Raw genomic sequence first — 26,923 nt, forward strand, 5'->3', positions numbered from 1 at the left:
ATATTTTGATTAGAATGATGCACTTACACCAAAGCTGAAGGTTTTTGTTTTAGGATAAAAGTTATTATTATCAATGCCCGGAGTTAAGCCACCAATGTTAATTTCCGGATCAATACCGCTGTAATTCGTAATCACAAAAAGATTATTAGCTGTTACATATAATCTAATGGATTTAATTGATGGGTTTTTAGGTCTGATGGTATAACCTACAGTAGCGTTATCCAGACGCAGGTAAGAACCACTTTCCAGATAACGATCGGAAATGAGGTAGGCATTGATATCATTGAACGATTCGCCTATGGTACTGCGTGGAATATTCTGCAATTTAGCATCAGCCGGGTTATTTAAAGCTGCCGCTGTCGCATTTAAAATTTTATTTCCCAATACACCACGTACCAGGAAGTTTAAATCCCAGCTTTTGTAGTTGAAACTGTTTGCCCAGCCATAAATGAGTTTGGGTTGTGCATCACCAGCAATTTTTGCATCAGTGGTTAAAGGTTGTGTGGCAATGGTTTGTCCGGAGGCATTAATATAGGTACTTACACCTGCTGCATTCTTGCCAGCGTAGTTCCATAGGTTAAAGGTACCAAGCGAATAGCCAGGCTGAATCAGCTGACTGAAATTTCCGGATTGGCCTTTACCGCCCAACTGCGCTGTTTGGATAGCGGCTATTTTATAAAAATCATCTGATAAAGTGACGATCTTATTTTTATTGGTGGCCAGATTTGGTGAGGTTGTCCATTTAAAATTATCAGTTTTAACCGCTACAGCATTTAATGAAAGCTCTATCCCCGTATTTTTTATTTTACCAACGTTTGCGGTAATGGTTGGCAAGAAAAACTGCGTGGTAGATACCTCGTAACGGTCGTAAATCAGATCAGATGTTTCTTTCACATAGAAATCTACCGAACCTGTAATTCTATCACTTAATAATCCAAAATCCAAACCAATATTGGTAGTGGCTGTACTTTCCCACTTCAGATTAGGATTTTCGTTTCTTACTGGTCCAATCGCATTGCTGATGTTCCCATTGTTTAAGAATTTGTTACTTCCTGAAAGCGTGCCATAAATGAGTAAAGAAGAAAAGGCATCGAAACCTAAACTATTGCCCGATACACCGTAACCAGCACGCAGTTTTAAATCGCTGATGACTGGAACGGCCTGCATAAATTCTTCACCTATAATTCTCCATCCGGCAGAAACAGCTGGAAACAAGCCCCAACGGTTATTTCTACCAAATGCAGAAGAACCATCATCCCGTAACGAAGCCTGAAATAAATATTTTTCATTGTAATTGTATTGTACCCGGCCATAATAAGAGATTAATCTTAGTGTAGATATGGGCGCATTGTTAAATGCAATTTGAGATAGTAAAGATGGATTAGAAAGGAACAGGTTGTTATAACCTAAGTTATCGTTCGAAAAATTTTGTGTAGTTACACCAAACCCATCGTTGGTTCTATCTTCCTGCCATGAATAACCACCAAGCAATTTTAAGCTGTGTTTTCCAAAAGTCTTATCATAATTGAAATATCCTTCCAATACCTGACTCTTATTTAAAACGTCTATTTTTTGTGCTTGTCCGTTTACGCCACGTGCTAATCCAGACTGGCTATTTAAAAAAGTACTGTAGTTATTTTGATCTCTTTGCGAAGATACACTTGCTGTAAACTTCAACCCATCAATAATATTCAATTGAGCCATCCCGTTAATCAACGTTTTGTTGTTCAGGTTATCAATATTATTGTTATCTACAATAGATAAAGGGTTACGTGTACCACTACCTGTACGGTTATAATTTTCTTTATAAGATCCATCCGTATTAAATGGACTCACGGTTGGCAAATAGAAAAGCATATTTGGCAAAGCCTGAGACTGGTAGATATCTGAACTTTTGGAATTACTGTTGGTAATGGTCAAACCTAGTTTTAACCTGTCGTTAAAAAACTTTTCATTCAGGTATGCACGCACAACTGTTCTTTTTAACGATGTATTCTTTAAGATCCCTTTGTTATCCAGGTAGTTTACGCTGGCGCCATAATCTGAAGACTGCCCCGAACCTCCATAAGAAAGGTTATGATTTTGAGAGTAGCCTGTTTTTTCCAATAATGATTGCCAGTTGGTATCAGAACCATCATCATCAATCGGATTTAAGGTCTGCTTGTTATCTGCCAGATACTGTCTTAACTCCGGTGCAGATAACATTTCGTATTTTTTCGACACGTTCTCTACCGCAGCATAACCACTATAAGATAAACGTCCCTGACCATTTTTAGATCTTTTGGTTGTTACAATGATTACCCCATTTGCTGCTCTTGAACCATAAATAGCGGTGGAAGATGCATCCTTTAAAATGTCTATATTTTCGATATCAGATGGTGCCAGTAAATCAATAGAAGCACCCGGAACGCCATCAATTACATAAAATGGCTCTTGTGCCGCACCTTCTCTTAACGTAGATGGGCCACGCAGAATGGTAGAGGGCCGGGCATTTGGATCGCCGCTTTTGGTTACATTTAGTCCGGCTACCTTTCCTTGTAAAAGCTGTGCCGGATTAACCATTACACCCTGATTAAATTCTTCTGATTTAATGGAAGTTACCGCCCCTGTTAAATCCTTTTTATTTGCAGTTCCGTAACCAATTACGACCACATCTTTCAGCGTTTGGTTATCAGGCATTAACGTAATGTTGATGCTGGTTTGGTTACCTATAATAACTTCTTTGGTTACACTTCCGAGCATAGAATACACTAGCACATCTCCACTTTTAACCTGGATTTGATATACCCCATCAGAATTGGTTGATGTTCCAACTTTGCTTCCTTTAATTCTAATGCTAGTGCCTGGAACAGGTTGATTGGTCTCATCGACTACCTTACCCGTGATGGTTTTAATGTTTTGAGCAAACACATTAAGTGAAATAAGCATCAGGAATACGGCAAGGCTTTGCCATTTTCCGATCAAAGACAAATAATTGAATTTGTAATTTTGTTTCATGAATAATTGGTTATGATTGTTTGGAATACCTCTTTCAGCCACCGCCAACGGGCGCTTTAAATGTGCCACAAAGATGAAACTACAGGGTTAGGAATTTGGTCAGCTAGCATTATCAAATTGTTAAATACCTGCTGCTGTTTTAATAAAATATTAAGTAATCTATTTATTTACTAAGAAAAAGCCCCTATCCGCCTAACGGCACCTTTCCCCGGATGGGAAAGGGCACAAGAAAAAACATTCTTCGCACCTCGCGATTGAAATAATCAATAATATTAAAACTTAGGTCCTGAATCATGTTCAGGATGACGACCGCTTTAACCCACCGTTTATGCGATACCCTAAAACCTATATTCGTATTAAGAAGCATAACAAACCTAACGAAGCACCATGCTATTTCCATCCCGCTATCTAGCATAGGAGATGATGGAAGGAGAAATAGCCCCTATCCGCCTAACGGCACCTTTCCCCGGATGGGAAAGGGCGCAAGAAAAAACATTCTTCGCACCTCGCGATTGAAATAATCAATAATATTAAAACTTAGGTCCTGAATCATGTTCAGGATGACGACCGCTTTAAACCACCGTTCATGAGATACCCTTAAAAACCTATATTCGTATTAAGAAGCATAACAAACCTAATGAAGCACCATGCTATTTCCATCCCGCTATCCGGCATAGGAGATGATGGAAGGAGAAAAAGCCCCTATCCGCCTAACGGCACCTTTCCCCGGATGGGAAAGGGCGCAAGAAAAACATTCTTCGCACCTAGCGATTGAAAAAATTAGTAATATTAAAACAGAGGTCCTGAATTAAGTTCAGGATGACGACAGCTTTAACCCACCGTTTATGCGATACCCTAAAATCTATATTCGTATTAAGAAACATAACAAATCTAATGAAGTACCATGCTATTTCCAACTCGCTATCTGGCATAGGAGATGATGGAAGGAGAAAAAGCCCCTATCCGCCTAACGGCACCTTTCCCCGGATGGGAAAGGGCGCAAGAAAAAACATTCTTCGCACCTCGCGATTGAAATAATCAATAATATTAAAACTTAGGTCCTGAATCATGTTCAGGATGACGACCGCTTTAAACCACCGTTCATGAGATACCTTAAAAACCTATATTCGTATTAAGAAACATAACAAATCTAATGAAGTACCATGCTATTTCCAACTCGCTATCTGGCATAGGAGATGATGGAAGGAGAAGCCGTTGAAATTTTTGCACTACCGTTTCAAATAGCCCAAACCCAAGGTAGCTCGAACGGCTCCTAAAAACAAATCTTCATTAAAAGCCAAATCGAGCCCTTGTGCTACCGCCATTTAAATTTCGACGAGCTAATCCGACATTAGGTCCAAGCCTTGGGTTTTTGTTACTTTTGGGCCAAGCCAAAAGTAAAAGCCCTTCGGCGGCTAGCCGAGGCAAGCCAAAGTGATGGTAAAATGGTTGGTGAGCCACCAAACCATGGGTTCTTTGGTGCAAATCGCAATACAAAATGCAAAAATGGTTGATAACACCAAACGAAGAAGCTGGTTAATAATCAATTACAGCATCAAGCGATTTTGCCAAAATTTCGACAGCCTTTTCCATCTCCTGCAAATGCAAACTCCCAAATCCTAAACGGGTTGCAGTAAAGTTTTTACTTTGATACAAAACCGTTTTCGGCAAAAACAAACCATTCTCTGCACATTTCTTCTGCATTCTGATCAGGTTGAAGCTATCCAGCCACTCAATCCAGATAGCAAGGCCTCTGGCAGGGATTTTGAAGCGGATTCTACTTTCCAACTTAGCATTCAACAGCGATGCGAAATGATCCCGGCGCTCCTTGTAAATTACTTTATTCTTTTTAGATAGCCGGTGTACTTCCCCATCCTGAATCCAATCCGTTAATACCTGTTCTTTAATCACATCTATTCCCGGTTCGAGAATACTGAGGTGTTTCTCCAATTCTTTAATAAATGCTGCTGGTGCTGCAACAAAGCCATAACCAAAACCGGCGGGTAATGATCTCACAAACGACCCTATATAAACCACCCGCTCATTTGAATCAATCGCCGCCAAGGGCAAAATCGGATTATTATCTAAATGAAAGTCGAAATCATAATCATCTTCCAGGATCACAAAACCATACTGGTTAGACAGTTCTAAAATTTCTATCCTCCTTTTAGCACTCAGCGAAATCGTACTTGGATAATGATAAATTGAGGTGAGGTAAACGATCCTGATGGTTTGCGCTTCACAAACTTTCCTTAATGCTTCTACATTAATTCCCTCTTCATCAACCGGTACCGGAACTATTTTTGCACCACTATCGGTTAACGTCATATTGGACAAATAATACCCAGGCGTACCCACCACTACGTAATCTCCTGCTGAGATTAGCAGCTTTGCAACTAAAAATAAACTCACCTCATGACTGGTGGTGGTTAATAAATTGGCTTCAGAAATCCGCAAGCCGCGGGTTAAATTTAAAAAATTGAAAAATTGCTTTTTAAAATGCTGATGAGACTGGGTTTGAATTTGTTCCCATGGTTGCCGAATTTTCTGTCGCTTGAGTTTCGAAACGTATAATCTTGCCAGAATATCGGTATGGATCAGTCGCAAATCTGGTAGTCCATCATTAAACTGCAAGGGAAGGTTACTCCACTCCAGCGGACTTTCCAGTACTGAAGAATGTTTAAATGTAAAGGCTTGAACACCTACTTCCACAGATTTTGAGGCTCCCCTTTTAGGCTGATGCTGTTTCTGATCTGATAAGATAAACGTACCCTTATTTGGCCTGATTTCTATAAAACCCTGAGATTCTAAATCCTCAAAAGCTTTAATTAACGTATTTCTATTAATTTCTAGTAGTTTACAGAGCACACGTGTACCCGGAATTTTGGTTCCTTCCGGAAGTAAACCTAACTGAATCGCTTTAATAAATTCAAAGATGACCTGTAAATAAATCGGGGTAGCATCGTTTGCCTTAATCTGAATGAAACTTTTAAAGGGAATTTGAACCGGACTATCCATTATATCGAAACTGGTATACATTACTGGTACGGCAAGATACTATTTTTGCAGAAATTTATAAGTAATGAAAAAAATTTACCTGATAATACCACTACTGTGGAGTGCGAATGTGTATGCGCAACAAAAACAAGATACCGTAATCACTTTTAAAGATGTAGAGATTAATGAGAATGGATTTAACACACCAATATCTAAACAAAACAGAAACGTTTACATTATAGACAAGGCCATGATTGCTAAATTACCCGGCCGTACCATCCAGGAGTTGCTGCAATATGCAAATGGTGTCGACCTCAGGCAAAGGGGTCCCTTTGGAAGCCAGGCAGATATTAGCATAGATGGTGGAAGTTTCGAACAAACTGTTGTGCTGTTAAACGGTATTAAAATTATCGATACGCAAACCGCTCACAACATGCTCAATCTGCCCATTCCGGTAGAGGCCATCGAGCGGATTGAAATTGTTCGCGGACCAGCAGCCCGGATTTATGGCATCAATAGTTTAACTGGCGCAATTAACATTATCACGAAGAAACCAACTAAATCTGGCTTCTTGATTGATTCTTATGCAGGCTCTAATTTCGAAAAAAATACAGAGGGCAGTGGAAAAACATTTTATGGTGCCGGTGTTCAGGCAGGTGCAGTGTTAACTAAAAAAAGTCATCAGCATTCTATATTTGGCTCACGTGATCAAAGTAATGGTTATCGATTTAATACTCAATTCGAAAATACAAAGCTCCTTTACCTGGGAAATATTCAAATTGATAGCGCGAATGAAATCATGACCTCATTTGGCTATACCAAAAATGAATTTGGTGCCAATGGATTTTATGCCGCACCTGGCGACCGGAATTCAACCGAAGCCGTTCAAACCACCCTGGCCTCTGTACAATCGAAACATTTGCTTTCTGCAAAATGGACCCTTACACCAAGATTGAGTTATCGTTATAATTTCGACGATTACCGCTATTTTGGATCTACAAATCTTAATGCAGGCATCAGTAAGCATGCTACAAATTCTTTCGCTGCAGAGGTAAATAGCACCTACAAAACCAATAAGGGCGAGTTAGGTCTGGGTGCCGAAGCGAGGAGTGATGCTATTAATTCCTCTAACATTGGCAAGCATCAACGTGAAAACATAGGAATTTATGCACAATACAGGACGTTTCTAACTGAAAAATTAAATGTGAATCTTGGTACTTATGTCAATTACAATTCTTCATATAAGTGGCAGGTCTACCCGGGTCTGGATGCAAGTTATGCCATTGTTGATGCCTTCAAGATTATTGGAAGTATAGGTACCAGTCAAAGGCTTCCTTCTTTTACCGATCTGTACCTGAACCAGCGTCCCGGTAACATTGGCAATCCTAATGTTACACCGGAAAATGCATTCCAAAGCGAAATAGGATTTAAAATTTTAAAAGGTGATTTTACCTTTAACTCCAATTTCTTCTACCGCAGAATTAGCAATTTTATTGATTACACCAGATTGGTAAGTACAGAACCATTTGAAGCCAATAACCTGGGAACAATGATTACCAAGGGCATTAATTTCCGCTCGAACTATAATCTGGCCATTAATCAGCAAACAAAAATGAACGTAAACCTGGCCTATTCTTATCTTGATTCTAAATTTGGAGATATGGAAGCCGGAATTTCTTCCAGGTACCAGCTTGCCTCGTTGAAACACCAGGTTACCAATACCATCGATATTAAATACCTGAACTTTTCATTCTTAGTGGCCACACGTTTTAACCAACGGATAGTAGGAAAATCCTATTGGGTAAATGATTTCAGAATCAGCCAGGCGATTCAAAAATTCACTATTTACTTCGATGCGCAAAATATTTTAGACGCCCGGTATGTGGAGATTGGCACTATTCCACTGCCTTCTCGCTGGGTAAGTTTAGGTGTAAAGTTTGTAAGTTTCTAATAAATTAGTCTACAAACAGTATATTTCCAGGTGTTTTCAGTGTATAACAGCTGGAAATATATTTTCATATCCTACTCATTGTTTTTTGTTTATAGAAATCTGAAACCAAAAAAAACTGAAAGGGTTTTAAAGATACACCTATAGAAAAACATCATATGGAAAATGATAAAATGAGTAGACGGAAGGCCTTGGGCGGTCTGAGTTTAGCAATGGCTGCAGTTGCAGCATCTCCTATTTTAAGCAACGCTGTTTCCCCAGCGGGAGTTAATTTTGGCCCTGCAGATTTACAGGATCCGACAACAAAATACCCACGACCACCTTTTATACATCAGAATCAACCCTGGCCGGCATTATCCAGCAAAATGGATCCGAAACCAGATCATGGAGAAACCAGCTACAAAGGCTCTGGCCGTTTAATGGGAAGAAAAGCCCTCATTACCGGTGGCGATTCGGGTATGGGGAGAGCCGCAGCAATTGCCTATGCACGCGAAGGCGCTGATGTTGCAATTAATTATCTACCGCAAGAGGAACCTGATGCACGTGAAGTGGTTGAATTGATTAAAAAAGCAGGTAGAAAAGCAGTTGCCATTCCAGGTGATATCAGGGATGAAAACTTCTGTAAAAAGTTGGTTGATGAAGCTGCAAAACAACTCGGTGGTTTAGACATTGTGATTAGCAATGCCGCCCGCCAGCAATCCAATCCATCCATTGCAGACATTACCACTGAGCAATTTGACTGGACCATTAAAACCAATATTTATGCGCCTTTTTGGATTATCAAAGCTTCTTTACCCTATTTAAAACCAGGTTCTTCCATCATCGGTACTACTTCTGTACAAGCTACTGATCCATCACCAGATTTGTTTGATTATGCACAAACCAAAGCCGCAACAACAAATTTTGTAAAATCTCTGGCAAAACAACTAGGTCCGAAAGGTATTCGCGTAAATGGCGTAGCACCTGGACCAATCTGGACACCATTACAAATGGGCGGTGGATCAACACCAGAAAAACTTAAAGGTTTTGGGAAAGATACCCCGCTGGGCCGCCCCGGTCAACCAGCCGAGCTGGCTTCCATTTATGTGCAACTTGCCGCAAATGACGCCAGTTTCTCTACCGGTCAGATCTATGGCGCAGCCGGAGGATCTGGACAGCCTTAATAAAAGATGCATTAACTTTCAGGTTCTGAGGGTTAATGCAATTCTTAATTTAACACGTCACCCCCTAAAACAGACCAGCCTACAGCTATTATAAATCAGAATAATGTAAGAAGAAATTTCCGGCACTTTATGGATTTGTTCATGCCCAACTTCGCTAAAACAGGTTTAGCGATTTAGAAAAGCATATTTAAAGTCATAAATCTTAGGCGCTATCAGGCCACGCCCGCTTTTTTGGCCGATAACTTAAAACTAAATATTTAAGATCACTAATTTATTTAGAAAAAAAAATGTTACATTGTTCTTTTTAATATTAAAAAAATGTTAAGTTTGCAATGTACACTACTAATTCTATAGATTATGTATAGTAAAACAAACCTGTTTTATTCTTCGATAGCACCAATGACATTGCAAATGCGAATGTGTTGTTGTTGCGCATAATTCTCACCAACCAATTCATCATTTCCAACTATAAAATTTTCTTCCATGGCATCATCGTATCCAACGTTTACCTTATCAGAAAAGCTCACCGAAGAGCAGATCGAATTTTTCAATATTCACGGGTTTATCCATTTCAAAAACTTTATTACCAAGCCCACTGTAGGGTCTATAATTGAGGCATCTAAAGAGGTTCAAAGAGACTGGATTAATGCAGATGTTCGTAAAATTAATGGTGTGCCAATTAAGTATGGAAAAGATATTGATGGCGAAAAAATTGTGCAGCGCTTCGCTTTTATCAATCAGCACCATAAAACATTGAGCGGATTATTGCTTGATCCAAGGTTATCTGCGCTTTTACCACTTGCCGGTGATGAATCAAGGTTGGGCATAGAGGAGAAAGATGGAATGGTTTTTAACCATTATGTAAATGGTCCTGAAAGTGGCTTTACCAAAATGGGCTGGCATACCGATGGATTGAGAGATATTTTTTATGGTGGAAAGCTGAATCCTATGTTAAATGTTGGTGTACATCTGAGTACGCAGACAGAAGCAAATGGTGGTTTAAAAATTATTCCGGGTACTCATAAACAAAGTATTTATCAAATGCTTTTTCGTAAAAAATACTTCATTGATAACCGTGCTGATAAAAATGAAATATCAATCCTGCCAGAAGCAGGTGACTTAACGGTTCATGATGGAAGACTTTGGCACCGTGTGGCGCAATCATCACTTCGTGGAGAGGAAAGCCGTAGAAGAGTAATCTACATCCCGATCATCGCCGGAAAATATGCACCTAAAAATGAAAATAGTCCAACTGTATTTTATCAGCGTTTTGCTGGAATAGTCAAGTAAAATATGCTAATAATCCTAATTTTGAGTTATCTTGCGCGATCAGGTAAACTAAAGCGTCAAATGACTTTCATCACATCTTTACGAAAAAAAATTAGTGGAAGACTAATTCGCCCTGCAACAGCATATTGATATTGACTTGCCTTAAGTATAGGCATTAATTTAAATGAAAAATAAAACAACAGAACGTGCGCAAATTTTTGCAGACAGAAAACGGACAAATATTTTAAGAGCGGGGGAGCAACAATTTATTCACTTTCTGCTCAGGCAGATACCAGGCTTTATTACGCCAAATATCATGACTGCAATAGGTATGTTTGGTTCGATGGTGGTGTGTGCGGGATTTTTGCTTAATGCCTATTTCGGCGGATCTTTTATCTTAATTGGAATTATCGGTCTTTTTATCAATTGGTTTGGCGATTCGCTGGATGGAAGACTGGCCTACTATCGGGGCATTGCCAGAAAATGGTACGGATTTGCATTGGACATTATTATGGATTGGTTAAGCATCATCCTAATTGGAATTGGTTACTATTTTTATGCTACAGAATCTACCCGAATATTAAGCTTCCTATTTGTTGTTTTGTATGGCTGGTCGATGATTATTTCTTTACTAAGATACAAAATACTGGGTGTTTATAGAATTGATGCAGGCCTGCTTGGACCAACAGAACTCAGGGTAATTATTGGAGTGATATTAATTCTTGAAGCGATCATCCCCAGATCGATAACTTATTCTGCGCTCACTACCGCACTTATTCTATTGGTGATAAACTTGAAAGATACGAACGCATTGCTGGAACTTGGCAATGACCGCGATCGCAAAGAAAGGGAATAATGAGTAAGAAAAAATCGATAGGTATTTTCCTAAAGGCACAGGTGTCGGCATTTTCAGGAGGATTAACAGATTATGGGCTAATGATCTTATTTACTGAAATTATTGGAATCCACTTTGCCATATCCATTCTCCTTTCCGGCACTTTAGGCGGAATCGTAAATTTTTGCTTAAACAGATTCTGGGCTTTTAACGATGGAAAGGAATACGCTGCATCGCCTAAAAAACAATTCCTGAAATTCTCTACCGTTGTGCTTGGAAGTATATCCTTAAAATCAGCAGGTACTTTCCTGTTGCAACGGAGCTTTAATCTGGATTACCGGTTGGGAAGATTATTGGTAGACAGTGTAGTTTCCTATGGATTTAATTATCCGATGATGAAGCTTTGGGTTTTTAAAACCTATGCAGGTGAAACAGAAAAATCTAACGGGGAGGAACAGGAGATTCTCGCTGCACATTCATAAGAAAAGATCATAGATTTTTAAAATGAACTAACCATTGCGCACTCAAAACACAAACGTTTAAATCTTCAGACGCTGCTTCCCCCCTGCCTGATCATCGTTAGTAACTATTCATTCTCAAAACAGTAACCCACCCAACAGTAAAATTTCGCTAATCCTGAAGAAGATGCAAATATGTTTTTTTTTTCAAAAGGATAAGTAAGATACACTTAAACATCTATTTTTTAGTATAAACTTTAATTCTATTTAGGTAAAAAATGTAAATATGCAACCGTAGCAGGATCTTAGATTAAAGAATGTTAACCTGCTACTGAAGCCATAATTAGAATTTATCGAATTATAAATCTACACTCATCTGCTATACCTTATAATTAAATCTAATCTGGTATCATCATTGGCTGCTGTATCCATTCAAATGCTTTTTCTTTATTTCGCATATGCCCCAATCCTGGCCATGGCAAATGGTAAGAAAATACCAACGATCTTTTTTTGGCTAATTGATCCATCACTTTGATTCTGGATGCTACAGCAAGATTGAAATCATTATCGCCATCGAAACCCCATTCCGGATGCTCCACAACCAATACTGCTGAATGAACCAAATCTGCAATGTGGTACAACTCCTCCCCTTTTGAAAATATCTTTGCGATGCAATGTCCTGGCGTATGTCCGGGTGCAAGTTGCATGGTTACGCAATCCAGAATGGTATCTCCATCTTCAAATAGATGTAACTTATCAGCTAAGGCAATAATATTTTTTCTGGCTACATCAGTCACAAACTTGATGAGCGATGGGTCTTTAATCTTGCTTTTCGAAAAGTCAGGCGCTTTAGACATCCAAAAATCGTGTTCAATCCGCGATAGATAGACTTGGGAATTAGGAAACAACAACTTCCCATTTTCATTGGTAAGTCCCCCAATATGATCAGGGTGAGCATGTGTAATGACTACATCGGTAACCTGATTAACTTGAATACCCGCCTCGGCTAAATTTTTAATCAACCAGCCTGAATCCTTTCCAAAGTTTGCGCCACACCCACTATCGATTAAAATAACTCGTTCTTCAGATTTCACTACTAAAACATTAATACTCAGTTCTACATTGTCTTTAGAAGCAAAATTTCGGTTGAGTTCCTGCTCCACCGTATTTTTGTTAATCCCTGGCGCAAAATTTGGCTGGATTGGTTTCATGAAGATATGCCCATCAGTAACGACATGAAATTCCAAATCGCCCATTTTAAACCGATGGAAGCCATTAGCCAGATTTCTTTTTGGAGCTACAGACATGGCAAGTAAGTTTTTTGTTTCTGTTAAACCAATTAAAGCCAGTCCGGTAAGATTAAGTAAAGCGGTTCTTCTATTCATTTTTTTTTCTTCAAAGCTATTATTAAGGTATATTCGTGTCAAGTATGTACTTTAAAGTACCCTACATACCTTTTATAATCTATAGCTGATTATCAGCATTTTAAAATTAGTTGCAAATGAGAAAAGATAAAAATGAGGCCTATTGTGCAGTCGATTTTGCATTTCAAAGAATTGGCGGGAAGTATCGGGGTCGTATTTTATGGTACCTTAATGAGTATTCGGTGTTGCGTTATGGCGAACTTAAACGGTTGCTTCAGGGCATTACAACTAAAATGCTTACGCAAACCTTAAGAGAACTGGAACAGGATGGAATGGTAAATCGAAAAGTTTACCTGGAAGTTCCTCCAAAGGTGGAATATTCACTAACTCCGGCTTCAGTGGAATTGATTCCATTGATAAATGAATTAAGAAAATGGGCCGATCGCCGGATTATTGAACGTCCGAAAAGCGGAGAAAAAATATCTTGCTGAAAAAATTGAGCTAAAATGAGCAACTCGTAGCAAATTGTTTATTGCTGATAAGCATTGATCTTACCATCAGCTACATCATATGTATCATTATCCAATTATCTACCTGGGTTTGAAAGTTATTTACAGCCTTTAAAGCCTGTTCTGCAACCATCACAACGGAAGGAAAGAACCAGGATTCCATTTATACTTCGTTGGATGATCCTGCAGCGCTAATCGGGTACTGGTTAAGAACATCTTTTAACAAAGCTCATTAACTCATCGTGTTGAATTGGTTAAAACACCTGTAACACTTATATCTTTTAATCGGTACCATTGTTAAAATTTTCTTAAACAGGAAACTTCTTGGAACCCGATAAGTTTCAGGGTTCTTACATTTTGGACATGCCGGTGATGTCCAAGTTTTTAGGGTGGCTTGCTCCATACTCATAGACAAAAAGAATAGACAACTATTTAATTCAAAGATACCATCATGGCAATTCGTTTCACAGAATAGCCAAATTTAGTATTTGTCGCATTTAAAACGCATTCACAGTATGAATATTGCTAATTAATCTGTTATTTACAAGCTATTTTTTAAATTATTCACTAAAAATGACTTCATACATACAAGTGATTATGGCCAGACTACAATAATATTCATTTATACTTAAATTAATTAAGTAAGTCGGATAGTTTACCTAAACTTTCATGATTAAAAACCTGTTTTCACAGTATAAAAGGTAAAAACTATGGAGCAAAGAATCAAAACACACATACCGCATCTCTTTCTACATCAATTAAATAATCGATGATTTTAGGCGGGTGCAGCCTTCGGAGGAAATATAATTAAGTCTGGTTGCAGCGTTGACTCAAAACGCTGATGCCAGTGCTACGAGCTAAAGTAGCCATACTCGCAACTGCGCTACAATAATTTATTTCTCTACAGATCCCCAAATCTGGGGAAATGTCTTTTTAGGATAAAGGAGATGAAAAAAGGAAAAGTCTATATTGGTACATCGGGCTGGAAATATGCACACTGGGAAGGAACATTTTACCCGGAATCGCTTAAAAAGAAAGACCATTTAAAATATTTCACCAGCATTTTTGAAACGGTAGAGTTAAACAACTCCTTTTACCGTCAACCCAAAATTCATAACTTCCAGAGCTGGAGAGAACAAGTACCAAAAAACTTCATTTACTCGGTTAAGGCGAACCGCTATTTTACCCATTTAAAAAAGCTCAAAGTTTCAAAGGAAGAAATCGAAATTTTTATTGAAGCAGCAAGTGGTCTGAAAGAAAAACTCGGTCCTATTTTATTTCAATTGCCACCAGGGTGGAAAATTAATATAGAACGACTGGAAAATTTTTTATCTATACTTCCGAAGGGCGAACGTTACACCCTTGAATTTAGAGATCACACCTGGTACACTCCAGAGGTTTACGCCCTTCTTGAAAAGTATAACTGCGCTTTTTGTATTTACGAGCTTGCAGGACATCAATCGCCGTTATGGAGCACCGCAGATTTTGTATATATCCGGCTGCACGGACCCGGAGAGAAATATCAGGGATCGTATTCAGACGAATCGTTAGCAGGTTATTACAGACTTTTGCACACCTGGCTTGAATATGGGAAAGATGTATACCTTTATTTTGATAATGATGAAGCAGGATATGCAGCTAAAAATGCAATTACCTTACAGCAAATGTTCGACAATGAAACTACAGATCGATAACACAAATTGCACAACCATTATTTAATTTGCTGCACTTCACTTAGATTTTCCCTGAGTAGCGGAAGTTTGCTAGCTGCCCAGGCTCTAATAGCCTCATCCGCAATCCCGGTGGATGAACTCGCTCTAACATGTAACGCCGTAAGTTCTTGGTTTGCATCTATTACAAGTGCGATTAATCTCCTTCTATGGTCAGCTCCAGACAAAGCGTTGAGTTCTGTTATTTTACGCTTATCTTCTTCATGCAAACTCATATTATTGATGTCAACAGGAGTTGATGCAGCCTTACTTATCTCCAGGATAGATTCTTCAGACTGGCGTTTTATTTTAGCTGCTAGTGTTAAGAAGTGATCATCAGACTGCCTTTCCATCTGTTGGGCAAGCGCAATTTGATATATATATCTTCGTACAACTGCTTCAGCAAAATTACTTACAGGCATATTATAGCTGCCTGGATCTTCCTTATGACAAGCGCTTAGCAGCATTACAATTACTAAGGGTATCAAATATCGTTGGCGTAAATGCGTAACCTTGTAAACCATAAATTTAGAATTCTAACTCAATCAAATAATTGCGAGGTATTAGTTAACCTTTGAGTCTAGAACTTAGCTCAAATCAAATTTGTTTAGCAAAATTTGTCAGAATGCACGCTTTAGGTCGTCGTCGAATAAAATTTGCATAGATGTACCACTTTATATTCAAGGTTTACAGATGATAAAAAAGGCTTGAAACAAGATTTACTAATCAAAGCGGTATAAAAAATTTAACAAATCCGTTTAATAGTTGATGTTAACAGATTAGAAGACAAGATTGGGTTTAAAATGAATTATAATTAGATACTTTTCAAAGTTAATGATTTAAACGCCTAAGTAAGGTTTATACACGGTTGACGTTTCTAATTTGCTCCATATCGTAAAAACCATTATTCTAAAGATGTGTTTTAGATTAGACACTTATATAATTGTCAATAAAATATTAAACTATGGAACCAAGAAATATAATTTACAGCAACCTGGAAGAACTTTCCAATAGTAGTTATGAACTTACCAAAGGCGAGGCAGACATTAGAGGCTGGAAAGTGAAAAACGAAGCCGGGGCAAATGTTGGAAAAGTACGTGATTTGCTGTTTGATCCGGAGAACAATGCGGTACGCTATACCATTATTGATTTAGATCATCTAGGCACAGACCTGGAAGAAAAAACAGTTTTAATTCCTATAGGCCTCGTACGTTTATCGGAAGATAAGGATGAATTGATATTACCGGATATCCATTTGGATCAGTTCAAAGCCTTGCCTCAATACATTATTGGCGAAGTTACCCATGAATTGGAAGATAAGATCAGACAGGTGATTGGCAGTCCGGCAGCATTGCGTATGGAAGAAACGATTGTGGAAATAGACCGCGAGAATTTCTACAAACACCATCATTTTGATAAGGGCAATCTTATTCATCGCGGAACCACTGTTTCAGAAGCCAATAGCTTTCATACAGATTCTTTGGTAGATCCAGAGCGGATAGAAGAAAGAAACACCATCCATCAACTAATTGATCATTCTGAAAAGAAAGACTAATAAAAAAAAATTCTACGCTATACAATAAATGACGGATATAAGCGTCTTTATCTTGAGAGCGTTAATTTAGATTAAACGGGAGTCGTCCATTGGATGATTCCCGTTTTTCATTTATAAAACTTTTATATTGTTGGTGAACTGTATTGTCGCTTAACCTACGGGTTGGTGCCTCACCAACCAGCCCATGCTATTGATACATAATCGAATTAAAGACATATTTTTCGGTGGTTGAGACACCCAGCCGATAGAATTTTTAAGTTGGTGCGCTGACATTCTTTAGTTAAATACAGATTTTTAAAACCAAATAAGTCAAAAGGTGTTTAGCTAAAAACAAAATCTAACGCCCCTTGTCACTGAAGTCACTATCTAAAACCCGCTGGAAAATTGAGTCAGACCGGGTAACCATTTATCCTTACGGCTTATCTTATATTTTGGCAGGAGTGCTGGCCATCATCTTCGGAGCCGGGTATCTGTTTTATGTACAATCTCTACAAAATTCAATGGAATCATCCATGCCACTACTCCTGGTACTGCTTGTGATCATTGTGCTGTTTCTAGGCTGGGCCAGAACCTCCATTGAATTTGATGTGAATAGCGGAATCATGCGCAAAAAACTAATGGGTTTCCTGCCGATCACTTCGATTTCTTTTTCCCGAATTTACGGCATCAGCCCTGTATCTAACACGATGGGTTCTTATACCTATAGGGTATTCAAAAAAGATAATCGTTATGGAAAGGGCATACTGGTATCTTGTTCATATGTAAAGAATGATGACCCCAATGCTGTAGCCTTTGTAGATGAAGTGATTATAACGATTCATCGCCAACTGGAAATTCATGATAGTCCCGAAGATTTTAGGCCACAGGTAATTGATAACTATACGTTTTTTAACGTGAAAGGTGGTTCTTATACACTCAAAAAAAACAGGATCGGAAGTGTTGTATTTGGCACACTGTTATTAGCTGTTGGTATTCATGAACTTACACCCTACGCCTGGATGGGCCACGAGACCAACATCGGGCGAATTTGTTTTCTGCTTTTTACACTTATCGGTGGACCCTCAATCATCCTTGCGGGTTTTACAAACATTACCCTGGATAAAACTTCTCGTTTGCTTACCAGAACGAACCCTATCGGCATTGGAAACAAGACCTACTCTTTTGACAACTTTAATGGTATACAAACGGTTAGAAGATCTACCAACTTTATTTATTCGGGCACAGAAGTTCAGGTTTATTTCTTAAAATCCGGAACACAAAAGGAGGAAGCGATTGCGCTTCAAAGTTTTTTCAGCACAAGGAAGGTAGAACGTTTTGTTGCCGAGTTAAATAGTATCATTATTTAATCCTGATTATCCTTTTAACAATTTCCTTAACAAACCTATTTCAAAAACTAAAATAATTTCAATCTAAATCACTATGAGAAATCTATTTACTGCCGCCCTAATATTGTTTTTTTCTGTTACACTTTCACAGAAAAGTACCGCACAAGAAGAAGCACGCATTAAAATTTTGTTAAGCGTAAATGCGAACGGGAAACCGATGACTGCTATCTTAAATAACATCTCAACATCGGTTTCGAGATACTATGATGATGCAGTTGCTGTTCCTTCCATCGGGAAAAGTAAAGATTCTACCACTACTAAAACAGACGTCACCGCTAGTGGTTACAAACCAGGCGTATTTTACCTTAATCTTGATGTAAAGAACATGCCTGATGAGATGCTCAAACTAATGGCTGGAAGGAAAAGTAGCTTTGATGGTACAGTTACGATAACAGATAGTTATGGAAAATTACCTGTTAGAACGATTAAGTTTGTTAAAGCATCCTTATTTACCTTTTCAGATCAATATTCCTCCACCTATTATGGAGAAACGATGGGCAACGTAGCCATTTCACTTACCTGTACTTCTTTATCCATTAATGGCATACCGATAGAACAGTAAGATAAACTATACGGGCTTCTTATCATCGCGCCAGCCAGCTGTTACATTAATAATCCAACACCTATTTTAATGAGATACAATTTAATTATTGCTTCTTTTTTTTTGTTTACCACATCGGTTCAATCACAAATAAAACCTGTGCGAACAGGCTTGCATTCGTTTACTATCCAGTGGATTACTTTTAATAAATCCAATCCGGGTAAAGTATATATCAAAGAAATTAGTGAAGACGAGTATAGCATTGAAGGCGAACAAAGAGATTCCAAATCAAAGGAGTACGTCACCATCAAAGGAACATTCCTGAACCAGGGCAGTATATTGAAATTTAATGGGAAGATTGTTTCAAAAATTAATTCTATAAATGGTGGACAGCCTTGTGAACTTAACGGACTTTCTATCTTTAAAGCCAGTGGCAAGCGGCAATACTGGCGGCTACAACAAATGCTAAACTGTGATGGTGAAACTACAGATTACATAGATATCTTCTTTTAACAATCTAAATTGCGGTCAAAAATTAGTTAATATCTAATTATAATGACTTTTATAAAATCTAAAATACACTATTCACTATTGATGATTACCATCAGTTCTATGTTTATTCTGGGTTGTAAGAAAAGCCAGTTGATGAACCGGCACCGGTAGGACCCTGCGAAACAAAATACGAAGTGCTGTAGGGAGAGTCGGTATCAACCAATGAAACAGCATCTGTGAGTTATGAAAATGGACAAATCAAATCTATAAACTCCAATAGTTTAAAATTAACCTATGAATATGCATCAGACCGGGTAATTATTTCTAATTCCGGTACACCAATTTACCGGATTGATATTGCGGATAAACTGGTTACCAGAATTACCGACTTAAAAGACCAGTCAGCGCAACAAATGACTTATGATGGAAACCGAAACCTGGTTAAAATAGAAGCCTATTTCAAGGGAATTTTAACCGACACCAAAATTTTTACGTATAGCAATGGTAATCTTGCTTCTCTAACGCAAACTTATCATGAAGAGCGTGCTGTGAAAAGAGTTACCACGTATAATTATGCTACAGAGGTTGCCACTAAGGTTGATACAGATGCGCGTTCTTTAATTTTTGGTTCACTTGATCTCTACATCCCATCATTTCTTACCGGATATATATCCAGAAATATTTTAACGTCAAGCTTGTACGTTTACACGTCCGGGAATTTCCGTTCTGATATCAATAAAACATATACCTATACTCGAAACGTTAATGGAACACCAAATAAGATTGTAGAAAACACCCATGCTGTAACTGTTAGTAATGGTTTGCAAACGCGGGATGAAAGTACAAAGCAAACCACTTTGATTAATTCTACCTGTAATTAAATAGATTAACTCTCAATACGTATCACCATAAATTTATTTGCTACACATACCTTAACCACCATTGATTGTGTGTTTTTTTACATTTTCCTGAAGTTAATAAATTCCCTTATTAAACGTTTTCTTAGTATTTACCTCTTTTTCCTTTTTAACCAAAGTAATGCGCCAGTGATAGAGAGAAAACCTGGAGTTAATCCAAAGATCGTGTAAATCCACTTCAGGATTATCCCTGCAAATGCACCTTCATGAAGTTTATAAGCCATATATTCCAACCGTTCTTCCAGATCCTGCTGATCAATAACGGTATAATGTTTTAATGTTCCGGTGTGGGCATCAAAAGCAATACTACTCGCCTTACCCTGAAGCAATACATTTGTTGTTTGAGGCATCTTTCCCCTAACCAAAACATCGGCATCCTTTATTGTAGGAATATTCACCGCAATGGGTTCGAAACCTGGAATACTTTTACGGGCCTGGCTAATCAGGCTATCAATGTTTACAGCTACTTCATAATTGGCCTGCTGTTTCGGGAGTATCCACATAGAAGGGATAAAATATTCCCTCAACATCCAAAAGCCAGTAAAAAAAAGCACTATATTAAAAAGTAATGCCCAAACGCCTACAATTCGATGCAGGGAAGAAAGGCCGGTTCTCCAATTCTTAAGGTTAAGACCTGCCTTAAACCGGAGCGCTTGCCAGATATGCTTTCGATAGATAATAACTCCGGTGAGCATTGACAGAAGCATCACTAAACCTATAATTGCAGTAAAAAACATGCCGGGTATCCCCAATTGCAGGCTATAATGAAAAGTATAGATCCAGCGGAGAAAAGACGGAGCCATCTCCTGATAGCCCCCTTCTCTTAGAATTTTTCCGGTATATGGATTTACAAAAACGAAATAAAGATAGTTATCAGCAAGATGTTGCTGCCGCTTATACAGCATAAACTCATAACTATCATACTTATCGCGCGGAAAATCATGCAAAACCAATTTTTTCAAATGAGGATGCGTCCGTAAAATCATCCGGTAAATTTCATCCGCTGGTATTTTTTTCCTGGCAGGAATAAGGTTATGTAGTTCAGGATTAAAGTAGCGGTCTAAATCGTGCCTAAAAACAAGCAGTGAGCCACTTACCCCATAAAGCAGAAAAAATAACCCGGCTACCAATCCTACCCAGCCATGCAATTTGAAAGATAATTTGGTTAATCGTTTTTTCCAGTCCATCACCATCTTTCCGTTAAAATTTATAGCCTATGTTTAACCTAAACTCACGAGGCGGATACGGAACATAGGCATAAGTGCCAGTGGTTGCAGCAGATGGTGTAATCCACGCACTCCCATAATTAAACCGGTTCAATATATTATTTACAATTCCATTTACAGATAGGCGGGAATTCGACCAGCCTATTCCACCATCTACCCGAAAAAGAGGTGCTAGTTTCAGGTTTTGCAATTCATAGCGACCAGCTCTTCCTACCTGTAACTGATATCCTGCTGATACAGATATACCTTTTATATCATCAATCGGCAAAAGATAGTTGAGCCAGGTGTTTTGAATGTGTTTTACCCGAAAAGGTGTAACCAACCCTATCCTGGCCACATTGGCGTCTTTAGAAATATAGCTATCGGTATAAGCATAGTTAATTACCGTGTTCAGGCCTTTAATAATTTCTCCTTTCAGATCGAACTCAATTCCTTTAGAAATTGTCTGCCCTAACTGGGTCTGGATATTGGTAGAAGGATCGCTAACCTTTACGTTATCACGGATAATCCGGTAAACCGAAATTGTGGTATTCCATTTACCACCCATCCAGTCTTTCTTTAGACCAGCCTCCAGATTTTCACCTTCGAGTGGCTTAAATGCCTCACCATTTGTGCTGTTTACACCACTTTGCGGGGTAAAAGTCTGATCAAAAAGTGCATAAACAGATAAATCTGATGTTAACGAATAACTCAACCCAAGTTTTGGGGTGAAAGCCGTATTTTTTGTTGTACCCAAACTGGTTTTGGTTGCACTTTTTTGAACGCCAGTTTCGCTAAAAGTTAATCTCGCAGCTAATGTTATACGGAGTTTATTCCCCAACATAGCAAGTTCATCCTGTATATAGGCGGCCTGGTAACTGATTGATTGCTGATCGGTGGCAATTTCGGATAAATTGCCGGTACGTACATTGGCATCAAAACCAATCCCATATACAGGATTATAGGCATCAAGCGGATAAAGGGTCTGGTTCGCAGTTGGGTCATTTGCACCAGAATAAGAAAGAAACTTCTTTCGGTTAAGATCTATACCTCCTAAAAACTGATGAGCAATCGCACCTGTCTTAAATTCGCCATTGATATAGGGTTGGATAGCCAGCACATCTGTATTTAAACGTTCGTAGGTTGCCCTTCGCATAATCAGATTGGGTTGGGTGGCATTGTACCGTGAAACAAAAAAATATGTTCCTTCTAAATGGTCTTGCGCATAGGCGGCATTTACCGTGAGGCGCCAGTTTTTATTAAAAGCATTGTGATAACTTAAAAAGCCGTTTTGCTCTACAGATTTAAATGGTGCTTTGTTCGGATCATTTATGGTAAAGTCAGTTGGCAGACTGGCAAATCCATCGGGCGCAAATACCGTAGAAAAATATTGTTGAAAGCGCTGTGTCTGGAACAGATATTCCGCTGAAATATAAGAACGATCATTAATATTGTACTTGATTACCGGATCTACCACCAGCTTATCGTTAAAATTATACTTCTGGAAAGATTTAGCCTTTTGTCCGGCAGCATTTATCCGGTATTGCCATTTACCCGTTTTATCCAGGTTGCCATCAAGATCTACTGTTCCCCGGTACAGGTTAAAACTACCGGTTGCCAGGCTAATTTGACTGGTATTGCTCCCCATTGGCTGTTTGGTGAGTACATTATATGAGCCAGCAGGATCAAAAAGACCGTTGATATAGGTTGACGGTCCTTTTATAAATTCTACCCTGTTAATAATTGCGGCGTCTTCTGCACTAGGCCCGGCATAAATCATGGACAGATCCATCCCGTTACGCATAGGAGTAATCTGTGCACCGCGCGTAAAAACCGAAGAGTTGTACATATCGGCATTGTTATTCCGAATGGCTCCACTCACATTCCGGGTAACGCTTTCATTGATATTGATGGATTGCTGATCGGCAATGATGCTTTGATCAATCTCCTGAATATTCTGTGGCAGCTGGAGTAATGGTGTATTTAGTTTTAAAGCCATTGAAGATTTGTTCAGGTTATACCTTCGGTAGTAACGGGAACTTATTTTGACCTCGTTCAGTATCCTGACTGAAGTATCATTGGATGTTTTAACTGAATCCTTTTTGACTTTTGTTTGGTCTTGTGCCGAAGCTACGGCAATAACCATCATCAAAAAAAGACCAGTTAATAATATATATTTCATTTATATTCTGTTTAAGGCGGCAGATTTAAAAATTAATAAAAGCATTATTTTGCATGCTGATGAACCGCCAAATTTCTTCTGATTGATTTTGAGCAATACTACTTTACGGGTAAAATTTCTCAGCGAAACAGGCAGCGCATTGCAGTGGCACCTACGAATTGCCGTCTACGAAAGCAAAACAATAAGTGAGATCCTGAATTACTTTTATTTATTTAGTCTGCTGCCGCTAATGTTTACTGTGATCGTGGTCCTGAATGGACCCCAATCCCTTAATATTAAATTTTTTCAGATAAGTAGCTGATGCTTTTAGCACCGTTTTATACTCCAGGTCTAATTTCTTTATCATAATCTTTTCCCCTTCGAAATATTGTATGGCTTCCGCATTACTCTTACCTTCCGTATCTGGTTCGAAGCGTTGCATCCATTCCATCATATGATTCTCAGCCTGATCAAGCTTTGCAATAAGCATAGAGATTTTCTTATGGTCGGCTGTGGTATCCGCCACTGGTTGGTGATCGGTATTTACCCTTATCTTAATCTTCGAAAGGCTATCCATTATCATTCGGTATTTTGCTGCCTGTTCTCCATCAGCCATAACATCATTATGTATATCAATTACTTCTTCACGGACGGCCTTATAATTCCGTTCGCTTTTGCAACTTAAAATAAGTCCTGCGCAAATCAGTACCAATAATAATGCGCCAAAATGTTTTTGAATAAGATTTTTCATATTCCTGGATTCTTAATTACGTAAATAGAAATGCCCCAACATAATTCATATGCCAATGACTTTGTTTTGCCAGAAGCTACTCTATAGTAGAAGGGAAATAGCAGTGTAAAAGATCATTCGCCTATTTTTCACATCTGCAACCTGGACTAAAAACAGCCAAACAAACGCATAATAGACTAGGCTAAACTGCAATTAGCAATTACAATTTAAACACGAGATGACCTGATCATTTTGAAACACAGACAAAATTCAGTAATCGCAGTTACCTATGAATACAGATTGCTATATTCATTTAGTAAGGAAAATGGAATTGGGAATTTAAGCCTGCAATAGTACAGACTTAGGTGGTTGGAAAATAGCAAAAGCGCGATGGATGGTGTTGAGTACCGGGCGCTGGGGATAAATAATTCTTAATATTGGTCGTTGAAAGGTAAAGGATAATGCTGCAGATGGCATTGCTTCCATATAATGGATCCGTTGGTTGTTGCGCTCTTGTTTTTTCTCCTTTTCTTCGGCTAGTTTTAATTTTTTCATTAAAAAACATTTGCCATTACAGTGCATCCACGGACGGTTTTTATTTTCACAAAGTTTCTCAGCAATGTACTTTTGATTTACTTCAAAACCAGCATAAATGAAAAAACGCGAAAAATTTGCCCCAATAAGCGCAAATAATAAAGATATGGCGACTAACCTGTTCAACATTCGGTTGCAAAGCTAAGCATTACAAGTTTCAAAATTTATATTAAAATATAAATAGGCAAGCGCAGCGGAAAAACAGCAGCCTAGCTATCGCCACCCTGCTCGCTTAAATAGTTTTCCCGCAGATTAAGAAGATTTACGCAGAATCGAGCGGTAAAAATCTGCGGTGATCATTAGATCTGCGGGACCAAATTTGCATTATGCCGTAGGACGGTTCAAACTCCAGCGATTGATACCCTGCTATGACCACATGCTATTGCCACCCTGCTATCCGGCCTAGGAGATGATGGAAGGAGAAGCCGTTGAAATTTTTGCACTAACGTTCAATTACCTCAAACCCAAGGTAGCGCGAACGGCTCCTCAAAAAAATCTTTATTTAAAGAAAATCGAGGCCTTGCGCTACCGCCCATTAAATTTCGACGCGCTAATCCAACATCAGATCCAAGCCTTGATTGTTTGGTTCTTTATTATCAAGAATAAAGAACAAGCCGTTCGGCGGCTAGCCGAGGCAAGCCAAGCGCAGCGGAAAAAGTTTACGGCAAATGATGACACCAGCCGATAGATGAATGCTACAAAAATATAATCTTTTACGCTTCGTATTAAAAGATTATATTTTGTCCTGACCGGACGGGCCTTTTTTCTTTTGACAGCAAAAGAAACAAAACTGCCGGCTTGCAATTTTTTTATCCAAGTCAGTAGATGGGCTAGGTCAGTGCCATTCCAAAAAATTGACCATGCCGGTCTAAGAGCAGAACGAAGAAACGGTGGTTTGGCCTTGCTGGGGTAGTGATAGCGATCGCCATTCTTGTTATAAATCTAAATCTGCATCCTAATTCTCATCGTGCTATTCCAATTTGCTATCCGGCCTAGGAGATGATGGAAGGAGAAGCCGTTGAAATTTTTGCACTAACGGTTCAAATTTCCCCACAACCCAAGTTAGCGCGAACGGCTCCTTAAAACAAATCCTTATTACAAAGCAAATCGAGCCCTTGCGCTACCGCCATCAAAATTTCGACGTGCTAATCCAATATCAGATCCAAGCCTTGATTTTTGTTTCTTTTCATCAAGGAAAAGAAAATAGCCCTTCGGCGGCCAGCCGAGGCAAGTCAAGCGCAGCGGAAAAATTTTACGGCAATTGGTGACACCAGCCGATAGATAAATACGACAAAAAAAAACTCTTTTACGCTTCGAGTTAAAAGGATATTATCGTGTCCTGGCCGGACGGGCCTTTTTTCTTTTGACAGCAAAAGAAACAAAACTGCCGGCTCGCAATTTTTTTATCCAAGTCAGTAGCTGGGCTGGGTCAGTGCCATCCCAAAAAATTGACCATGCCGGTCTAAGAGCAGAACGAAGAAACAGTGGTTTGGCCTTGCTAGCTAGTGATAGCGATCGCCATTCTTGTTATAAATCTAAGTCTGCATCCTAATTCTCGTCGTGTTATGGCCATCCTGCTCACCGGCCTAGGAGCTGATGGAAGGAGAAGCCGTTGAAATTTTTGCACTCCCGTTCAAATTCCCCACAACCCAAGGTAGCGCGAACGGCTCCTAAAATAAATCCTTATTACTAGTCGAATCGAGCCCTTGCGCTACCGCCATTTAAATTTCGACGCGCTAATCCGACATCAGATCCAAGCCTTGAGTTTATTCATCAGTTGTTTATATTTTTATAGGTATTCATGAGCTCACAGAAAAAGCTCGGGTTGGCTTCTTTTTGTCAAGAAAAAGAAGAGAGCCCTTCGGCGGCCAGCCGAGGCAAGCCAAGCGCAGTGGAAAGACAGCCAGTTCAAAAACCACCCCGCCCTGAGGGCACCACTCCAACGGAGGGTAATTGCAATCGCAGCCTAGCTATCGCCACCCTGCTCGCGTAAATAGTTTTCCCGCAGATTAAGAAGATTTACGCAGAATCGAGCGGTAAAAATCTGCGGTGATCATTTAGATCTGCGGGACCAAATTTGCATTATGCCATAGG

General features: G+C 39.0%; 21 protein-coding genes. 13 read left to right on the forward strand and 8 right to left on the reverse strand.

Annotation, left to right across the window (positions count from 1 at the left end):
* Nucleotides 1–9 precede the first annotated feature (9 nt).
* Both SOM16_RS06600 and SOM16_RS06605 read right to left on the reverse strand, forming a co-directional pair.
* Nucleotides 10–2,997 (reverse strand): SusC/RagA family TonB-linked outer membrane protein, encoded by a 2,988-nt coding sequence (locus SOM16_RS06600; RefSeq protein ID WP_320463193.1) that lies wholly within the window; start codon nt 2,995–2,997, stop codon nt 10–12.
* Between the two features lie 1,536 nt (nt 2,998–4,533).
* Nucleotides 4,534–6,036 (reverse strand): PLP-dependent aminotransferase family protein, encoded by a 1,503-nt coding sequence (locus tag SOM16_RS06605; protein ID WP_320463194.1) that lies wholly within the window; start codon nt 6,034–6,036, stop codon nt 4,534–4,536.
* A 43-nt stretch (nt 6,037–6,079) separates the two neighbouring features.
* On the opposite strand from SOM16_RS06605, the gene SOM16_RS06610 reads away from it, so the two are divergent.
* From SOM16_RS06610 to SOM16_RS06630, 5 genes are all read left to right on the forward strand, one after another.
* Nucleotides 6,080–7,945 (forward strand): TonB-dependent receptor plug domain-containing protein, encoded by a 1,866-nt coding sequence (locus tag SOM16_RS06610; RefSeq protein ID WP_320463195.1) that lies wholly within the window; start codon nt 6,080–6,082, stop codon nt 7,943–7,945.
* A gap of 155 nt (nt 7,946–8,100) precedes the next feature.
* A complete protein-coding gene (locus tag SOM16_RS06615) occupies nt 8,101–9,105 on the forward strand; it encodes an SDR family oxidoreductase (protein WP_320463196.1) in 1,005 nt (334 codons plus the stop codon).
* Nucleotides 9,106–9,588: 483 nt separating this feature from the next.
* Nucleotides 9,589–10,395, forward strand: coding sequence for a phytanoyl-CoA dioxygenase family protein (locus SOM16_RS06620; protein ID WP_320463197.1), 807 nt, complete (start codon nt 9,589–9,591; stop codon nt 10,393–10,395).
* Between the two features lie 163 nt (nt 10,396–10,558).
* The gene (locus SOM16_RS06625) at nt 10,559–11,230 is read left to right on the forward strand and encodes a CDP-alcohol phosphatidyltransferase family protein (protein ID WP_320463198.1); all 672 of its coding nucleotides are present in this window, start codon (nt 10,559–10,561) and stop codon (nt 11,228–11,230) included.
* Nucleotides 11,230–11,691 carry a GtrA family protein gene (locus SOM16_RS06630; protein ID WP_320463199.1) on the forward strand — a complete coding sequence of 154 codons (462 nt, stop codon included), beginning with the start codon at nt 11,230–11,232 and terminating at the stop codon, nt 11,689–11,691. Before SOM16_RS06625 ends, SOM16_RS06630 begins: the two co-directional genes overlap by 1 nt.
* 374 nt (nt 11,692–12,065) lie before the next feature.
* Here SOM16_RS06630 and SOM16_RS06635 read toward each other — a convergent pair whose 3' ends face one another.
* Nucleotides 12,066–13,052, reverse strand: coding sequence for an MBL fold metallo-hydrolase (locus SOM16_RS06635; protein ID WP_320463200.1), 987 nt, complete (start codon nt 13,050–13,052; stop codon nt 12,066–12,068).
* Nucleotides 13,053–13,168: 116 nt separating this feature from the next.
* On the opposite strand from SOM16_RS06635, the gene SOM16_RS06640 reads away from it, so the two are divergent.
* Together SOM16_RS06640 and SOM16_RS06645 are read left to right on the forward strand one after the other, a co-directional pair.
* Entirely contained in the window at nt 13,169–13,522 is a 354-nt protein-coding gene (locus SOM16_RS06640; protein WP_320463201.1) for a helix-turn-helix domain-containing protein, read from the forward strand.
* 965 nt (nt 13,523–14,487) lie between these two features.
* Nucleotides 14,488–15,234, forward strand: coding sequence for a DUF72 domain-containing protein (locus SOM16_RS06645; RefSeq protein WP_320463202.1), 747 nt, complete (start codon nt 14,488–14,490; stop codon nt 15,232–15,234).
* Nucleotides 15,235–15,251: 17 nt separating this feature from the next.
* Here the strand turns inward: SOM16_RS06645 and SOM16_RS06650 are convergent, their stop codons facing one another.
* Entirely contained in the window at nt 15,252–15,737 is a 486-nt protein-coding gene (locus tag SOM16_RS06650; RefSeq protein WP_320463203.1) for a DUF4142 domain-containing protein, read from the reverse strand.
* 476 nt (nt 15,738–16,213) lie between these two features.
* Here SOM16_RS06650 and SOM16_RS06655 point away from each other — a divergent pair, with 476 nt between their 5' ends.
* The 5 genes from SOM16_RS06655 to SOM16_RS06675 all read left to right on the forward strand — a co-directional run bounded on the left by SOM16_RS06655 (nt 16,214) and on the right by SOM16_RS06675 (nt 20,103).
* On the forward strand, nt 16,214–16,804 hold the full coding sequence (locus tag SOM16_RS06655; protein ID WP_320463204.1) for a PRC-barrel domain-containing protein: 591 nt from the start codon (nt 16,214–16,216) through the stop codon (nt 16,802–16,804).
* A 347-nt stretch (nt 16,805–17,151) separates the two neighbouring features.
* Complete coding sequence (locus SOM16_RS06660; RefSeq protein ID WP_320463205.1) at nt 17,152–18,150, forward strand: hypothetical protein; 999 nt, start codon at nt 17,152–17,154, stop codon at nt 18,148–18,150.
* Nucleotides 18,151–18,223: 73 nt separating this feature from the next.
* Complete coding sequence (locus tag SOM16_RS06665) at nt 18,224–18,751, forward strand: hypothetical protein (protein ID WP_320463206.1); 528 nt, start codon at nt 18,224–18,226, stop codon at nt 18,749–18,751.
* Between the two features lie 69 nt (nt 18,752–18,820).
* Nucleotides 18,821–19,243, forward strand: coding sequence for a hypothetical protein (locus SOM16_RS06670; RefSeq protein WP_320463207.1), 423 nt, complete (start codon nt 18,821–18,823; stop codon nt 19,241–19,243).
* A 215-nt stretch (nt 19,244–19,458) separates the two neighbouring features.
* Nucleotides 19,459–20,103, forward strand: a complete 645-nt coding sequence (locus tag SOM16_RS06675; protein WP_320463208.1) for a hypothetical protein — start codon at nt 19,459–19,461, stop codon at nt 20,101–20,103.
* A gap of 128 nt (nt 20,104–20,231) precedes the next feature.
* On the opposite strand, the gene SOM16_RS06680 is transcribed toward SOM16_RS06675, so the two are convergent.
* The 4 genes from SOM16_RS06680 to SOM16_RS06695 form a co-directional block, all read right to left on the reverse strand.
* Nucleotides 20,232–21,326 carry a PepSY-associated TM helix domain-containing protein gene (locus tag SOM16_RS06680; protein WP_320463209.1) on the reverse strand — a complete coding sequence of 365 codons (1,095 nt, stop codon included), beginning with the start codon at nt 21,324–21,326 and terminating at the stop codon, nt 20,232–20,234.
* A 13-nt stretch (nt 21,327–21,339) separates the two neighbouring features.
* Nucleotides 21,340–23,526, reverse strand: a complete 2,187-nt coding sequence (locus tag SOM16_RS06685) for a TonB-dependent siderophore receptor (protein ID WP_320463210.1) — start codon at nt 23,524–23,526, stop codon at nt 21,340–21,342.
* A gap of 226 nt (nt 23,527–23,752) precedes the next feature.
* Complete coding sequence (locus tag SOM16_RS06690; protein ID WP_320463211.1) at nt 23,753–24,256, reverse strand: hypothetical protein; 504 nt, start codon at nt 24,254–24,256, stop codon at nt 23,753–23,755.
* Nucleotides 24,257–24,574: 318 nt separating this feature from the next.
* Entirely contained in the window at nt 24,575–24,958 is a 384-nt protein-coding gene (locus SOM16_RS06695) for a hypothetical protein (RefSeq protein WP_320463212.1), read from the reverse strand.
* A 280-nt stretch (nt 24,959–25,238) separates the two neighbouring features.
* Here SOM16_RS06695 and SOM16_RS06700 point away from each other — a divergent pair, with 280 nt between their 5' ends.
* Entirely contained in the window at nt 25,239–25,517 is a 279-nt protein-coding gene (locus tag SOM16_RS06700) for a hypothetical protein (protein ID WP_320463213.1), read from the forward strand.
* Nucleotides 25,518–26,923: the final 1,406 nt, after the last annotated feature.

The organism is Pedobacter sp. CFBP9032 (assembly GCF_034045265.1).
Lineage (GTDB): Bacteria > Bacteroidota > Bacteroidia > Sphingobacteriales > Sphingobacteriaceae > Pedobacter.